The 14,685-nt window shown below is 73.2% G+C and carries 10 protein-coding genes; 5 read left to right on the top strand and 5 right to left on the bottom strand.

Translation table 11 applies throughout. The features are described from left to right. Nucleotides 1-38 precede the first annotated feature (38 nt). The 3 genes from ACIF9R_RS06220 to ACIF9R_RS06210 all read left to right on the top strand — a co-directional run bounded on the left by ACIF9R_RS06220 (nt 39) and on the right by ACIF9R_RS06210 (nt 3,403). Nucleotides 39-1,109 (top strand): GNAT family N-acetyltransferase, encoded by a 1,071-nt coding sequence (locus ACIF9R_RS06220; RefSeq protein ID WP_399975068.1) that lies wholly within the window; start codon nt 39-41, stop codon nt 1,107-1,109. Nucleotides 1,110-1,193: 84 nt separating this feature from the next. Then, nucleotides 1,194-2,591 (top strand): glycosyltransferase, encoded by a 1,398-nt coding sequence (locus ACIF9R_RS06215; RefSeq protein WP_399975727.1) that lies wholly within the window; start codon nt 1,194-1,196, stop codon nt 2,589-2,591. Next, nucleotides 2,588-3,403: a polysaccharide deacetylase family protein gene (locus ACIF9R_RS06210; protein WP_399975065.1), complete on the top strand. Its 816-nt coding sequence runs from the start codon at nt 2,588-2,590 to the stop codon at nt 3,401-3,403. The genes ACIF9R_RS06215 and ACIF9R_RS06210 overlap by 4 nt, the downstream gene beginning before the upstream one ends. Nucleotides 3,404-3,455: 52 nt before the next feature. Here ACIF9R_RS06210 and ACIF9R_RS06205 read toward each other — a convergent pair whose 3' ends face one another. Genes ACIF9R_RS06205 through ACIF9R_RS06190 form a run of 4 tightly spaced genes read right to left on the bottom strand, consistent with a single transcriptional unit; the run spans nt 3,456 to nt 9,742 of the window. Further along, the gene (locus tag ACIF9R_RS06205; RefSeq protein WP_399975062.1) at nt 3,456-4,574 is read right to left on the bottom strand and encodes a glycosyl hydrolase; all 1,119 of its coding nucleotides are present in this window, start codon (nt 4,572-4,574) and stop codon (nt 3,456-3,458) included. Further along, on the bottom strand, nt 4,571-5,011 hold the full coding sequence (locus ACIF9R_RS06200) for a hypothetical protein (RefSeq protein ID WP_399975059.1): 441 nt from the start codon (nt 5,009-5,011) through the stop codon (nt 4,571-4,573). The genes ACIF9R_RS06205 and ACIF9R_RS06200 overlap by 4 nt, the downstream gene beginning before the upstream one ends. Further along, complete coding sequence (locus ACIF9R_RS06195) at nt 5,008-8,559, bottom strand: hypothetical protein (protein WP_399975056.1); 3,552 nt, start codon at nt 8,557-8,559, stop codon at nt 5,008-5,010. The genes ACIF9R_RS06200 and ACIF9R_RS06195 overlap by 4 nt, the downstream gene beginning before the upstream one ends. Further along, complete coding sequence (locus ACIF9R_RS06190; RefSeq protein WP_399975053.1) at nt 8,552-9,742, bottom strand: DegT/DnrJ/EryC1/StrS family aminotransferase; 1,191 nt, start codon at nt 9,740-9,742, stop codon at nt 8,552-8,554. Before ACIF9R_RS06190 ends, ACIF9R_RS06195 begins: the two co-directional genes overlap by 8 nt. 364 nt (nt 9,743-10,106) lie before the next feature. On the opposite strand from ACIF9R_RS06190, the gene fahA reads away from it, so the two are divergent. Both fahA and ACIF9R_RS06180 read left to right on the top strand, forming a co-directional pair. Further along, a complete protein-coding gene (gene fahA, locus ACIF9R_RS06185; protein ID WP_399975050.1) occupies nt 10,107-11,321 on the top strand; it encodes a fumarylacetoacetase in 1,215 nt (404 codons plus the stop codon). A 174-nt stretch (nt 11,322-11,495) separates the two neighbouring features. Further along, nucleotides 11,496-12,434, top strand: coding sequence for a M56 family metallopeptidase (locus ACIF9R_RS06180; RefSeq protein ID WP_399975047.1), 939 nt, complete (start codon nt 11,496-11,498; stop codon nt 12,432-12,434). A 150-nt stretch (nt 12,435-12,584) separates the two neighbouring features. On the opposite strand, the gene recQ is transcribed toward ACIF9R_RS06180, so the two are convergent. Next, entirely contained in the window at nt 12,585-14,555 is a 1,971-nt protein-coding gene (gene recQ / locus ACIF9R_RS06175) for a DNA helicase RecQ (RefSeq protein ID WP_399975725.1), read from the bottom strand. Between the last annotated feature and the right edge of the window lie 130 nt (nt 14,556-14,685).

Here is a 14,685-nt window from a genome sequence, read left to right as displayed (position 1 = left end):
GGGGGACTTGATCGGGGGGTCAGGTGAGCAGTGGACGCATGCGCGTGCTGAGGCCCGGGGAGCTCGGCGAGGGGGAACGGGAGCGCTGGCGGGAGCTGCGTGCCGCGACGGACGCACCGCGCAGCCCTTTCATGGAACCGGAGTTCACCGCCGCGGTGGGCCGGGTGCGGCCGCGGGCCCGGGTGGCGGTGCTGTACGAAGGGGCCGACCCGATGGGCTTCCTGCCGTACGAGCGGGGCCCGTTGGGGCAGGGCCGGGCGATCGGGCTCGGGGTGTCGGACTGTCAGGGCGCGGTGCTGGCTCCCGGTGTCGCCGTGGACGCCGCCGAGCTGCTGCGGGCGTGCTCGGTGTCGAGCCTCGTCTTCGACAACCTGGAGTCCGGCCAGGAGTTGTTCGTGCCGTACGCGGCCGAGGCGCACACCACCTATGTCATCGACGTGGAGAAGGGCTACGGGACGTACGAGTCCGAGCTGCGCGTCCGGTCGCCGAAGTTCCTGAAGACCACGCTGGCCAAGGAGCGCAGGCTGGGCCGCCAGGCCGGACCCGTGCGGTTCGTCTTCGACGAACGCGACCCGGCCGCGCTGCGGGTCCTCATGCGATGGAAGTCGGCGCAATATCGCAGGACCGGACGCCGCGACCGGTTCGCGCGGGAGTGGATCGCCCTGCTCGTGGGCCGGCTCGCCGAGACCCGGGCCGCTCAGTGCACGGGCACGCTGTCGGTCCTGTACGCCGGTGACCGGCCCGTCGCCGCGCACTTCGGGCTGCGGTCGGCCTCCGTCCTGGCCTGCTGGTTCCCTGCGTACGACCCGGGGTTCGCGAAGTACTCGCCCGGACTCGTGCTGCATCTGCGGATGGCCGAGGCGGCGGCGGACGAGGGCATCGGGCTGCTCGACATGGGACGCGGTCCCGCCGCGTACAAGGACTCGCTGAAGACCGGTGATCGCACCGTCCACGAGGGGGCGGTCACCCTTCCGGGGGTGGGCGCCGCGCTGCACTGGCTGGGCCGCGAGCCCGCGCGCCGGGCGCACGGCTTCGTCCGCGCCCACCCGCGCGTCGCCTCACTGGCGTCACGCACCTTGAAGGGCGCGGCACGGCTGCGCCGGCCGTGAGAAGAGGGAGGGGGAGGACGTATGTCCGGCGCAGCACGAGCGCGTACGCGGGAGGAGATACGGCGGTTCCTGGCCATCGGCGCGATGCAGGTCGCCGAGCTGGACCTGGAGCCGGGCGGGGAGGGGCCGGGCGGGAACGGACCGGGCGGGGGCGGGGGCGGGGCTGCGCTCAGACCCGGGCCCGGCAGCCCGCCGGTGACCCACGGCGAGGTGTTCCTGTTGGTCAGACGCGGGGGGCGGCCCGTGGGCACGCTGCTGGCGTGGGTGCCCGAGGGGGCGGATCCGCGGAGCACGCTCGTGGAGGCGGCCCGGGGCAGGTTCGCGGGGGCGGGGTCGGGGGCTGCGGGAGACACCGAGGCCGGAACGGCCGTGGGGGTCGCGGAAGACACCGAGGCCGCGCGGACCACGGGAGAGGGCGGCCGAGGGGCCGGCGCGGGGCGCGCGCGGGCGTCCGGCGGCGGAGCGGGCGGCGCCGTGCCGCCGTACGTCTCGGTCGTCGTGGCCACCCGGGAGCGGGCCGGACAGCTCGCCCGGGCGCTCGACTCGCTGCTCGCGCAGGAGCATCCGCGCTTCGAGGTCGTGGTGGTCGACAACGCCCCGGTGACCCGGGAGACCCGCGAGCTGGTGGAACGCGAGTACGGGAAGCGGGTGCGGTACGTGTGCGAGCCGGTGCCCGGACTCGCCGCCGCGCACAACAGAGGGCTGGCGGCGGCCCGCGGCGAGATCGTCGCGTTCACCGACGACGACGTCGTCGCCGATCGCCGCTGGCTCACCGAGCTGACCGCGCCGTTCGCGGCCGACCCACGGCTCGGCTGCGCCACCGGCCTGATCCTTCCCGCCCGGCTGCGCACCCCGGCGCAGGTCCTGCTGGAGAGCCACGGCGGCTTCGCGAAGGGCTTCACCCCGACGACGTACGACCCCCGGGACCCGCCCCGCGACGAACCGCTGTTCCCGTTCACCGCGGGGCGCTTCGGTTCCGGCGCGAACATGGCCTTCCGCGCGGAGGTGCTGCGGGGCGTCGGCGGCTTCGACCCGGCCACCGGCGCCGGGACTCCCGCCCGGGGCGGCGACGACCTCTATGGCTTCGTGCGCGTTCTCGCCCAGGGACACCGGCTGCACTACACGCCGTACGCGCTGGTGTGGCACCACCACCGGGAGACGTGGGCCGACCTGGAGACCCAGGCATACGGTTACGGCGTCGGCCTCACCGCCTGTCTCACCGCCGTCCTGGTCAACCGGCCCGCGCTGCTGCCCGCGTTCCTCGCCCGGCTGCCGCGCGGCCTCGCGCACGCCCGGACGCTGACCGCCGTACGTGACACGGACGGCGGCGACGGGGCGCCGGGCGCCCATGGCGGCCGGACCCATCCATGGCCGCGCCGGCTCTCACGGCTGCAACGCAAGGGGATGCTCCAGGGCCCGCTCGGCTATCTGCGGGCCCGGCGGGCGGTGGGCGGCGGCGCTGCGGGACGGGGGACGCGATGAGCCCGGTACGGAGGACCCAGGGCCCGGCCATCCCCGTGTTCCTCTATCACGCCGTGACGGACGACCCGCCGGAGTGGATCGCCGAATTCACGGTGACCCCCAAGGAGTTCGCGGCCCATCTCGACGCCGTCGTGGACAGTGGCCGCACCCCCGTCACCATCAGCGCGCTCGCCGCGCATCTCGCCGGGCGGGCGCCGCTGCCGGCCCGGCCGGTGCTGCTCACCTTCGACGACGGCTTCGCGGACCTGCCGGGCCCGACCGCCGAGACGCTGGCCCGGCGTGGACTGCCCGCCACCGCGTATCTGACCACCGGCGCCATCACCCCGGGCGGTCGCAGTCTGCTGCCGCCCGCACCGATGATGACCCTGGCCGAGGCGAAACCGCTGGAGGAGTCCGGCATGGAGATCGGCAGCCACACGGTCACCCACGCCCAGCTCGACACGCTGACCGCGCGGCGGCTCCGTCGCGAACTCCTGGACTCCAAGGCCGCGCTGGAGGACACCCTCGGTCATGCCGTCCCCCATCTCGCCTACCCGCACGGCTACAACAGCCCGCGGGTACGGGCGACGGCCGCCAGGGCCGGCTACGAAACGGCGGCCGCCGTGCGGCACGCGCTCAGCTCGGACCGGGACGAGCGCTACCGCATCGCCCGTCTGATCGTCCGCCGCGGCCACACCGTCGCCGATGTCGAGGCCTGGCTGGCGGGCTGCGGAGCGCGGACCGCCCCGTACCGGGACCGTCCGAAGACCGTCGCCTGGCGCTGGTACCGGCGCGGCCGGGCGGCCCTCAGGGGTCCGGAGTTCGCGGGCTGAGGAACGCCCGGGCGGGACAGGGCGACCGGGGCAACGGGGGGTGACCGGCGGGTCACTTCAGCGGCTGGTTCAGATACGGGTCGGCCACCCCCTCGCTCAGGCTCTCCCACGCCGCGTCGCCCGCCAGGGCAAGGTCGCAGTGGGGTCCGGGGTCCCGGTGGTTCCACTGGAGGGCGGCCTTGACCCCGTCCAGGCTCTTCAGCACCCGCGGCACCTGTGCGTACCACTCGGCCTGCCGCTGCGGGCGGTCCGGGTCGGACGCCGTACCGAACTCGGAGAGCATCAGCGGCTTGTCGTCGGAGATGTTCTCGCGTATCCACGCATGGGTGGCCGTCTGGGTCTGGGCGAAGGTCAGCCAGCCGGTCCGGTGACAGCGGTAGTAGTTGTACTGGTTGTAGCCGATCCAGTCGACGTACGCGTCCCCCGGGTACATCCGCTCGAACAGGTCGGCGTGGTTCAGATAGCCGGTGATGATCCAGGTCCACACCACGTTGTCGACGCCCAGCCGCTCGAACCGGTCGTGGAGGTGCCGGTACGCCCTCACGTACTCGGCCGGTGTGCCGTTGTCCGGGGTGCGGGTGTCCATCTCCAGGTCGAAGGAGAGGAAGACCTTCCTGCCGGTGCGCTCGCCGTAGGCCTTGATCCGCCGTGCCTGGACGTCGATGACGGTGTCGTCCAGCTCGCCGGCCGCGATCTCCCTCCACGTCGGCTGCTGTGCCTTCGTACCGCCCCACCACTTGCTCTCCCAGGACAGCAGCAGCATGCGGTCCCCGCCCACGCGCTGCTCCTCCGCAGTGAGCAACTGCCCCTCCCTGCGCGCGCCTTCGGGCAGGGACATGTCGTGGTACGTGTACACGATGTCGAGGGCGCGGCCCACGCGTTCCTCGTAGGCCCTCACCTTGTCCTCCAGGTCGTCCCGGTCGTGCGGCACGAAGGCCCCGAACCACGCTCCGCAGGGCGGTTCGAGCAGTTCGGTGGGCTCGCACTCCTCGCCTCTCGCGGAGGGGTCCGGTCCGGAGCCGGACGGCTCCGAGGCGTTGCGCAGGGCGAGTACGGCGAAGAGGACCGCGCTGACGACCGTGGCCGAGGTGAGCAGCAGCTTGCGGCGCCGGGACACCGGCTTCCGGTCGGTCGTGCCGCTGTCGCGGCGACGGGGACGGATGAACTTCACAGAGCGGAACCCTTCCGTGGCTTCGAAGTCCTCGGTACCGGTGGTGAGGCACGCGGCCGCGGGCAGACCGCGGCGAGCGTGGTCAGGAGTACCGACGCGAGCAGCACCCGCTGTGCGCTGAAGGTGTGGGTGGCGATCAGCACCGTCGCGACGATCATCACCACACCGGCGCTGAGAAGGACGACCAGCATCAGCCGTTCCAGCAGGTCGGAGTGGCGGGCGAAGCCGGGGTCACGGGAGTCGGCAGGCCCTCGTGCGGGACGGGCGCGCAGTACCGGCCCGCACACGCCGACCAGTGCCGCGCCGGGGCCGGCCGCCAGGAACACGCCGACCGCCGCGCCGCGCAGCGGCGATCCGCCGGGCAGGGCGAGCGCGGCGAGGGCCAGCCAGCCGGCGAACGGCGGGAGCATCCGTCTCACCAGTTCCTGCGGTGTCATCGCTCCACTCCCCCTTCTGCTCCTTCTGCCGCGTCCGCTGCGTCCGCTGCTTCGCCCCGCAGTTCGTAGACCGCGCCCGTGCCGTTCTCCGCCACCAGGCGGAAGCGGGGCGAGTCGGCCACGGACTCACGGATGCGGTTCAGCTGGTCCTCCGTGAGCTGCCCGTTCATCTCGGAGTTGGCGAACTGCCCCTGGGTGAGGAGGAAGTAGGCCCTACCCGGGCGCTCCACCCCGGTCATGTCGCGGGCGAGGGTGGTGGCCGGGTTCCGGAGGATCTCGTCGATGTGGCGCCGGTCGTCCTCCAGGAACCAGTAGTGGTCGATGCTTCCGTAGGACGCGTGGGCGAGCGGGTAGTTGCGGTTGGCGGCGACCACCGTCGAACCCTCGGGCGCCGCGTCGAAGAGCCACTGGACCAGGGCCACTTCCCCCGGCGGGAAGTAGTTGATCCGGTCCTTGCCCGAGTAGCTCGGGACGAAGGCCAGGGTTGCGGCGAGAAGCACGAGCAGCGGGCCCCCGGTGGCGATGCCGCGTCGCCGGGCCCGCGAGGCGGGTGCCGGGGTGCGGGGGCCCCGTTCCCTGCGGACGCCCTCCTCGGCCTCGGCGTCGAGGGGGCGGACCCTGGGGAGCAGCGCGGCGGCGGCGAAGAAGGCGACGCCGGGCAGCATGAACATGAACACCCTGAAGATCATTTCGCTGCCGTAGCCGCTCGCCACGAACATCGGCAGCGGCGCCGCCGTGATCAGCAACAGCGGCATCGCGCGGTGCCGGAGCACCCGCTGCCGCCCCAGCCCGATCAGCGCCAGCAGCAGCACGGTGCCGGACAGCAGCCGCGCCGCCCAGGAGGTCGCCACCGCCCCGGTACCGGTCGGGGTGGCGCCGTATCCGGTGGCGACATTGCCCCCGACGTCGCCCAGGGAACGGATCATGTCGGGCAGCGCGGCGGACAGGAACGGCAGCGCGGCCGTCAGACACCAGGCCAGGAAGATCACGACCGTGGTGACCACCGGAACCCAGTCGCGGTAGCGGCGGACCAGGCACAACGCGAGGAGCGAGACGACCAGCATGCCCGGGGTCAGCTGGTGGGAGATGACGATCGTCACCACCAGCACGCTCAGCACGACCGTCCAGGCGGCCTGCCCCTGCCGCCCGCCCACCCCGCCGGACCGGTCGTACCGGCGCAGGACGACAGCGAGCACGCCGAGGTGCAGCGCGAACGCCACGGACTGGGGGGAGAAGTAGTCCTGCCCCACCCAGTCGGCGACGAGGAAGAGCCAGACGCCGGTCCAGATCAGCCGCCGGTCCTCGGTGAACGTCCGGTAGATCAGCAGCAGCGGGAGCAGCAGCATCAGGCTGGAGACCAGCGGCCACCAGGCCATGTACATGGCCGCCGACTCCACTCCCAGCAGCCGCACCAGCGCCGCCTGCGCGGCGAAGAAGCCGGGCCACTGGTCGTACACGGCCATGTCGCCGATCTGGTCGGCACTCTGCAGTCCGCCGGCCGTCAGCAGGTGGTCGACGACGGCGTCGTGCTTCCACGCCCAGGCGTACAGCGGGGTCGGGTAGACCACGGCCTGGGTGGCCCGCTCCATCAGCAGCAGCCCGAGCACATACGCCGCCGCCCAGCCGCTCGGCCGTCGCGGGTCGCGGACCGTGCACCAGAAACCGGCGGTGAGCACGGCCAGGCCGGCCCAGAAACCCGGATGGAGCGCGGTCACCAGACCGAAGTCGTCAAGCCGCGACACATCGGTGTGCCGTACCGCGTACACCCACAGGGCGAGCGCGGCGAGCAGCGGCAGGGCGGGCCACGCCGCTGCGAGGCCACGCAGGCTGAGCCGGACGGGTGGAAGATCGGAAAGATCCGTCACCGGCTCATGGGCGGGACTCGACGACTCCGACGAGGCCGAGGCATAGGCCGAGGCATAGGCCGAGGCATAGGCCGAGGCCGAGGTCCGCGACATGGACGTGCCCTCCGCCGGGGCGTCGTCAGGGGTGTGCGGCGCCGGGGTGCGCTGGGGCGCCGGCTCCGGCGCGGATCTCTCCTGTGGAGTGGCTGGCGGACGCACGGTGGTTCCCCCCTGGCGGTTCGGCTCTGCGGCGTGGCCGGTCCCCGGATCGGCCGTTCGGTTGTCTGCGGCGGAGCGACGGGCCCAGCCGGTGCCGTAGTCGGCGGTGGGGTTCGGCCCGGCCCAGCGCGTGCCGTGGCCGGGGACGGCGACGGGCCGCTCCACGGGCCCTTCGCTCGTGTCACGCAGCGCCGACCGCAGCCCGAACACCGAGACGGCCGCGATCAGCGTCATGCTGATCAGCACCGCCCACCCGGCCCCCGCGATCCCCGCCGGGGTGAACAGCACGGCGGCGCTGCCCAGAACCAGCGCGCACATCGCCCCCTGGAGGGCCGCGAGCACACCGGTGCGCCCCTGCACCCGCAGCACCCCGATGTACAGCTCCACGACCGTCCGGGGCAGCGCCCCGAGGGCGAGCAGCCGCAGCACGGTCGAGCCGTGCTCGGCGTAGTCCGGGCTGAAGGGGGTGAGGATCCACGGCGCGAGGACGACGAGCACCAGCACCACCGGCACCAGCAGCAGCGTCATCCGGCGCAGTGCCCCCCGCACGCCGTCGGCGAGCCGGCGCGGATCGTGTGCGGCATGGGCGGTGAGCGACGAGGCCATGTTGATGGCCATGAACTCCATCGTGCCGCCGACGGTGTACGCCACGTAGAAGTAGCCGTTCTCCGCGGCGCTGAAGCGGACCGCGACCATCACGGGCAGCAGATTGATCATCGCCAGGCTGAACAGCGCGCCGAGCGAGTCGCCGGCCAGGAAGCGGCCCATGCTCCGCAGACCGGGCGGCTCCACGTCCCGGTCTGCGGCCGCCTGGCGGGGGATGAGCCGGCGGAAGATCAGCCAGCCCAGCGGCAGGGTGGAGAACGCGATGGCCACGGCCCAGGACACGAAGATGCCCAGCACGGGCAGCGCACTCGCGAAGACGGCCAGCAGGAGCAGCTTCCCCACGCTGAACATCGCGTTCCCGGCCGGCACCCACTCGGCCCTGCGCAGCCCGGTGAGCACCCCGTCCTGGAGCGTGAGCAGTGCCCACGCCACGCACGCCGCGACGAACAGCGCCCCGGCCGCGGGTGCGCCGAGAGGTGCGTAGGAGGCGCCCCACTGATCGAGCGTGAGCAGGAAGACACCCGCGGCCAGGGCGACGACCACGGAACTCGCCCCGTACACGCCCCACACGAGGCGTCCGGTGGCACGGCCCGCGCGCGGTACGAAGCGGACCACGGCGCCGATCATCGTGGTCGCCGTGATGCCGGCAAGCAGCCGCATCGCGGCGATCGCGGCGGAGCCCTGGCCGACGGCGTCCTCGGAGTAGTAGCGGGCGGCGACGAGCCAGAACCCCAGCCCGAGAACCGCAGACACGCCCGTACTGAGCATCAGGAAGTAGGCGTTCTTGAACAGGGAGTCGGGGTCGGGCTTCCTCCCGGCGGGCGGTGGCCGTCCCCCGGCGCGCGTCGTCGTCGGCGCCTCCACCCGGATGTCAGTCACGGGACGGCCCCCGCCCGCCGGCCGTCGCCCCCGGCCGGGTCAGGTCCTCGGGTGGTTCGGCCGGCCGCGCACCGGATTGTTCCAGTACGCCGACGGCCTCCCGGGCCCGCAGCGGATCCACCGGCAGCGCGTGCCGGGCGAACCAGCGGGCCGCCCCGGGCGCGGGCGACAGGTCCGTGAACGTCTCCCCGGCGTAGTCGTCGAGCGGCGGATCGTAGAGGTAGCCGACGACGATGCCGCGCCGGGCCAGCGCCGCGATCGCCGCATCCCGGTCGGCCACGAACAGCGGCACCCGGAACAGCGGTTGCGCCCCGGCTCCGGCGCGCGGGCGGGCCCACCGCGTCGACAGCAGCAGCTCGGTCCCGTCCCGGGACGCCCTCAGTACCTGGTCCAGCCGCCCGAGACCGCGCCGGATCCGCCGCAGCCGCAGCCTCCCGGACTCCCGTCGGTAGGTGTGCATGTCGACGCGGGTCCAGGGGTCGAACGCGGTCAGGTCCGGGGCCGCGCCGACGGCCCGGGCCAATGCGTCCGGACGCAGCGGCATCCTGATCCCTTCACGCTCCGTCAGCCCCAGCAGCCCCATCGCGGCCCAGGCGGCCCGCCGCAGCCCGAGCCCTCGTACGGCCGCCTCGGCGTACGGCCGGACGGCATGGGCGAGTTCGGACGACGCCCGGCGTGGAGTGACCAGTTCCGCGCAGGTGCCGCGCACCGCGTCGACCAGTCCGGGATCGGCGAGCGACAGGATGCCGCCCGCCTGGGCGCCGACGTGTTTGGACAGGCTGAAGACGGAGGCCTCACCCCATGCGCCGACCGGCCGCCCGCCCACCTCGCTGCCGATCGCGTGCGCCGCGTCCTCCAGCAGCACGATGCCCGACGCGTCGCAACGCGCCCTGAGTTCCGGCGCCGGATCCGGGTTGCCGTAGAGGTTCGTGGTCAGGACGGCGGAGAGCGAGTTCCATGTCTCCTCGGGTACGGCATCGAGGTCGATGGACGCGTCGAACGGGTTCAACGGCGCCTGTACCGGCCGCAGTCCGGCGGCCAGCACCACGAAGAGGACGACGTCGTCGTTGACCGGCGACATCAGCACCCGGCCGCCCGGCGGGCACCAGTGGCGCAGTGCCACGTAGAGCCCGAACCTGCCTGACGGCACGTACACACATTCCCGGCCGAGCCGGTCGCGCATGGTCTCCGCCGGCCGATTCGACCGCGACCCCGAGCGCGCCGAGCGCGGGCCGGCCTCCCCCACGGCCATGTGCCCCCCTTGCGTGCCATCGGAACGCCCCCTCCCCGAGGCCTTCCGGCACCCGCCCAGAGTCGCCCCGTTCGCACCGCTCCGTCAAGATTGCCTCCCCTCCTGTGGATAACCTCCGGTACGCGGAGGGAAGCGGCACATGCCGCCCTTGGGACCGCGTGCTCCACGCCCGCGAGCCCGGTCCACCGCCGCACCACCACTCCCGCTCTGCACAAGACCGCCGCGGCACCCGTAACGTGTGGCACGGCCACGGACACGTGGAGCACCTGCGCACACGAAAGCGAGGCAGCACCCGATGCCCCCCTTCGATGTCCCCGAGGGCGACCCCTTCGGCCCGCACAACCTGCCGTACGGCGTGTTCTCGCCCCCCGGCTCGTCGGAGCGGACCGTCGGTGTCCGGCTCGGCGACCATGTCCTCGACGCCGGCGCGGCGGCGCACGCCCTCGGCTCTCCCTACGCTTCCCTGCTCGCCCGCCCGACCCTGAACCCGCTGCTGGCGGCCGGCCGTACGGCCTGGTCGGACGTGCGGCGCGCGCTCACGGCCTGGGTGACCGTCCCCGCGCACCGGGACACCGTCGAGCCGCTGTTCCACCCGCTGTCCGAGGTGACGCTGCACCTCCCCTTCGAGGTCGCCGACTACGTCGACTTCTACGCCTCCGAGAACCACGCCCGGAACGTCGGCCGGATCTTCCGCCCCGACGCCGCCGACTCCCTCACCCCCAACTGGAAGCACCTGCCGATCGGCTATCACGGCCGGTCCGGCACGGTCGTGGTGTCCGGCACCGACGTCGTCCGCCCCTCCGGCCAGCGCAAGGCGCCCACCGACGCCACCCCCGTCTTCGGGCCGTCCGTCCGGCTGGACATCGAGGCGGAGGTCGGTTTCGTGGTCGGGGCTCCGTCCGAGAGGGGCCGGCCGGTGGCGCTCGGCGACTACCGCGACCACGTCTTCGGCCTCTGTCTCCTCAACGACTGGTCCGCGCGCGACGTCCAGGCCTGGGAGTACGTCCCCCTCGGCCCGTTCCTCGGCAAGTCCTTCACCACCTCGGTGTCGGCCTGGATCACCCCGCTGGACGCCCTGGAGGAGGCCCGCGTGGCGCCGCCGGAGCGCACCCACGCCCTGCTGCCCTACCTGGACGACTCCGGCGAGGAACCCGGCGGCTACGACCTTCGGATCACCGTCACCGTCAACGGCAACGTGGTCTCCGAACCCCCCTTCTCCACCATGTACTGGACCGCCGCCCAGCAGCTCGCCCACATGACCGTCAACGGTGCCTCCCTGCGCACCGGCGACCTGTACGGCTCCGGCACGGTGAGCGGCCCCGCCGAACGGGAACGCGGCTCGCTGCTTGAACTGACCTGGAACGGCCGCGACCCCCTCGAACTCCCGGACGGCAAGCGGACGTTCCTCGAGGACGGCGACGTGGTGACGCTGTCCGCCTGGGCGCCGGGCCCGGACGGGGTACGCGTGGGCCTCGGCGAGGTCACGGGACGGGTGGTCCCCGCTCTCTGACCCCTTGGGCCCTGTCCGATCTCCGACGACCCCTGACCCGCACCGCCCTTCGCCGTCATAATCGGCGTCGGGCGGTGTGTGCGTTCCGCGCCCGCGCGACCCTCCTCACCCGCACCCCGGCACGACCCGCACGCCCCCGAGCCGCCCCTTCCGACAGGACCCGGAGCCCGTGGCATGACCCTCTGCCTGCTGCTGCTGAGCGTGGTCGCCGTGACGGCCGCCGTGCCCGTCCCCCGGGCTCTGACCCGGGCGGCCTGGCCGGAGCGGGAGCCGGTGGTCGGGCTGTGGGTGTGGCAGTGCCTGGTCGCCACCGTTCTGCTGTGCTGCCTGACGGCTCTCGCGCTGAGCGCGGCCGCCGTCTTCGGCACCGTCCGCGCCCAGCTGTTCGCCCCGGCCCCGCCCGCCGTGACCGCGGCCTACGACCTGTCCGCCGCCTCGCCCTGGACGGTCGTCCTCACCGTGCTGCTCGCCTGCGGGGCGGCCTGGACGGCGGCCGTGCTCGGACGCGAGCTGGTCGAGACCCGCCGCCGTCGGGCCCGGTCCCGGGAGCATCTGCGGGAGCGCGCCCCCGATCTGCCGGCCGGCCTCCCGGCCGCCCGCGGTCCCCTGCTGGTGCTGGAGGACGCGTACCCCGACGCCTGGTGGATGCCCGGCAGTCCGCCCCGGCTGATCGTCACCACCGGCGCCCTGCGGCGCCTCACCGACCGCCAGCTCGACGCCGTCCTCACCCACGAGCGCGGCCACGCCCGCGCCCGCCACGACTGGCTGCTGCACCTCTCCACGGCCCTGGCCACCGGTTTCCCGCGGATCCCGCTGTTCGCCCACTTCTGCGACCAGACCCACCGTCTGGTCGAACTGTCGGCCGACGACACGGCCTCCCGGCACTGCGGCCATCTGACCACCGCCCTGGCGCTGATCGAGCTCAACCGGCACCGCGGCGTACTGTCCTGCGCCTCCAGCCACCGCCTGCTGGGGGAGCGCGTCGACCGCCTTCTGGAGCCCCCGCCCCGCCTCGGCCGCCGCCACCGGGCCCTGGCGACCGCCGCGGCGGCGCTGGTACCGCTGGTCCCGCTGCTGATCACGTTCGCCCCGGGCCTGACCGCACTGCCATGACGTCATGGCGGGCCGCCGTGCCTCCCCCAGTACCTCAAGGGGCCCGGGAGGTACCCCACGGCGATCGGGGTCCCCACGCTCATGGGGGGTCCCCACGCTCATGGGGGGGGTCCCCCGCTCATGGGGGTCCCAGCCCCACCACGCGGCCGCCTACGTCCAGTCGGGCTCCGGCTCCTCCTCGGGCCAGTCGTCCGGGCCACCGGGGTCCTCGGACCCGGTACCGGCACCGGCGTCCCCCGGCGCCGTCAACCCGGCCAGCACGGCCACCACACCCTCCCCGTAGGTCGCCAGCTTCTTCTCCCCCACCCCGCTGATCCCCCCGAGCTCGCCCACCGACGTGGGCCACACGGTGGCGATCTCCCGGAGTGTGGCGTCGTGGAAGATGACGTACGCCGGGACGCCCTGCTCGCGGGCCTGCTCGCCGCGCCAGGAACGCAGCGCCTCGAACGCGGGCCGGAGCTCTTCGGGCAGCTCGACAGCGGCGGCCTTGGCCTTGCGCTCCCCCCGCCCCGGAGCCGACCGCGAGGTGACCGGCTTCTCCGGCTCCTTCCGCAGCGGCACCTCCCGCTCCCGCCGCAGCACCGCCCCACTCGCCTCGGTCAGCACCAGCGTGCCGTACTCCCCCTCGACCGCGAGCAGTCCCTGGGCGAGCAGCTGCCGGACGACGCCCCGCCACTCGGCCTCGCTCAGCTCCTCACCGATGCCGAACACCGACAACTGGTCGTGATCGAACTGGATGACCTTGGCGGTGCGCCGCCCCAGCAGGATGTCCACGATCTGCACCGCACCGAACTTCTGCCCGCGCTCACGCTGCAACCGCACCACCGTCGACAGCACCTTCTGTGCCGCGACCGTCCCGTCCCAGGTCTCCGGCGGGGTGAGACAGGTGTCGCAGTTGCCGCAGCCCGCCGGGTCCGGCTCCTGACCGAAGTAGGCGAGCAGCTGCCCGCGCCGGCACCGGACCGTCTCGCACAGCGCCAGCATCGCGTCCAGATGCTGATTCGCCCGCCGCCGGAACGCCTCGTCGCCCTCCCCGGACTGGATCAGCTTGCGCTGCTGTATGACGTCGTTCAGGCCGTACGCCATCCAGGCCGTCGACGGCAGTCCGTCACGCCCCGCGCGTCCGGTCTCCTGGTAGTAGCCCTCGACCGACTTGGGCAGGTCGAGGTGGGCGACGAACCGGACGTCCGGCTTGTCGATGCCCATGCCGAAGGCGATGGTCGCCACCACGACCAGCCCCTCCTCGCGCAGGAACCGCGCCTGATGCGCGGCGCGCGTCCCCGCGTCGAGCCCGGCGTGGTACGGCACCGCCTCGATACCGTTGCGCGAGAGGAACTCCGCGGTCTTGTCCACGGAGTTGCGTGAGAGGCAGTACACGATGCCCGCGTCCCCCGCGTGCTCCTCGCGCAGGAAGTTCAGCAGCTGCTTGCGGGGGTCGGCCTTGGGCACGATCCGGTACTGGATGTTGGGCCGGTCGAAGCTGGCCACGAAATGCCGGGCCTCCGGCATCCCCAGCCGCTCGGTGATCTCCCGGTGCGTGGCGTCCGTGGCGGTCGCCGTGAGCGCCAGACGGGGCACCTCGGGCCACCGCTGACCCAGCAGGGACAGGCTGAGGTAGTCCGGCCGGAAGTCATGTCCCCACTGGGACACACAGTGGGCCTCGTCGATGGCGAAGACGGAGATCTTGCCGCGTGAGAGCAGATCCAGGCTGCTCTCCATCCGCAGCCGCTCCGGCGCGAGGTACAGCAGGTCCAGCTCGCCGGCGAGGAACTCCGCCTCGACGGTCCGCCGCTCGTCGAAGTCCTGCGTGGAGTTCATGAACCCGGCGCGCACGCCCAGCGCCCGGAGCGCGTCCACCTGGTCCTGCATCAGGGCGATCAGCGGGGAGACGACGACCCCCGTACCCGGTCTGACCAGGGACGGAATCTGGTAGCACAGCGACTTTCCGCCGCCTGTCGGCATGAGCACGACGGCGTCGCCGCCGGCGATCACATGCTCGACGACCGCTTCCTGCTCACCGCGGAACGCCTCGTACCCGAACACCCGGTGCAGCGCCGCCAGCGCCTCACCATCCGTCACTGCCATCTCGGCCATCCCGGCGGCACCGCCCGTCCCCTGCATCGTCCCGTCCCCCGTACGTCGTCCCTCGACCACTGCGTCCACGATAGGCGCCCGCACCGACAGCCCCGGGGTTATCCACAGGCCCGCGGGAAACAGAGAGCGGCCCGGCACCCCGCCCACGGGGTACCGG

Origin of the sequence: Streptomyces sp. NPDC086080 (assembly GCF_044540255.1) — a bacterium.
Taxonomy (GTDB): Bacteria; Actinomycetota; Actinomycetes; order Streptomycetales; family Streptomycetaceae; genus Streptomyces.
This window is presented reverse-complemented; position numbering and strand designations above follow the sequence as displayed.

What these genes read in the sequence shown, in the direction of transcription:
- ACIF9R_RS06220 (WP_399975068.1), top strand. Translation starts at nt 39, where the DNA reads ATGCGCGTGCTGAGGCCCGGGGAGCTCGGCGAGGGGGAACGGGAGCGC.
- ACIF9R_RS06215 (WP_399975727.1), top strand. Translation starts at nt 1,194, where the DNA reads ATGCAGGTCGCCGAGCTGGACCTGGAGCCGGGCGGGGAGGGGCCGGGC.
- ACIF9R_RS06210 (WP_399975065.1), top strand. Translation starts at nt 2,588, where the DNA reads ATGAGCCCGGTACGGAGGACCCAGGGCCCGGCCATCCCCGTGTTCCTC.
- ACIF9R_RS06200 (WP_399975059.1), bottom strand. Translation starts at nt 5,011, where the DNA reads ATGACACCGCAGGAACTGGTGAGACGGATGCTCCCGCCGTTCGCCGGC.
- ACIF9R_RS06190 (WP_399975053.1), bottom strand. Translation starts at nt 9,742, where the DNA reads ATGCGCGACCGGCTCGGCCGGGAATGTGTGTACGTGCCGTCAGGCAGG.
- fahA (WP_399975050.1), top strand. Translation starts at nt 10,107, where the DNA reads ATGCCCCCCTTCGATGTCCCCGAGGGCGACCCCTTCGGCCCGCACAAC.
- ACIF9R_RS06180 (WP_399975047.1), top strand. Translation starts at nt 11,496, where the DNA reads ATGACCCTCTGCCTGCTGCTGCTGAGCGTGGTCGCCGTGACGGCCGCC.
- recQ (WP_399975725.1), bottom strand. Translation starts at nt 14,555, where the DNA reads ATGCAGGGGACGGGCGGTGCCGCCGGGATGGCCGAGATGGCAGTGACG.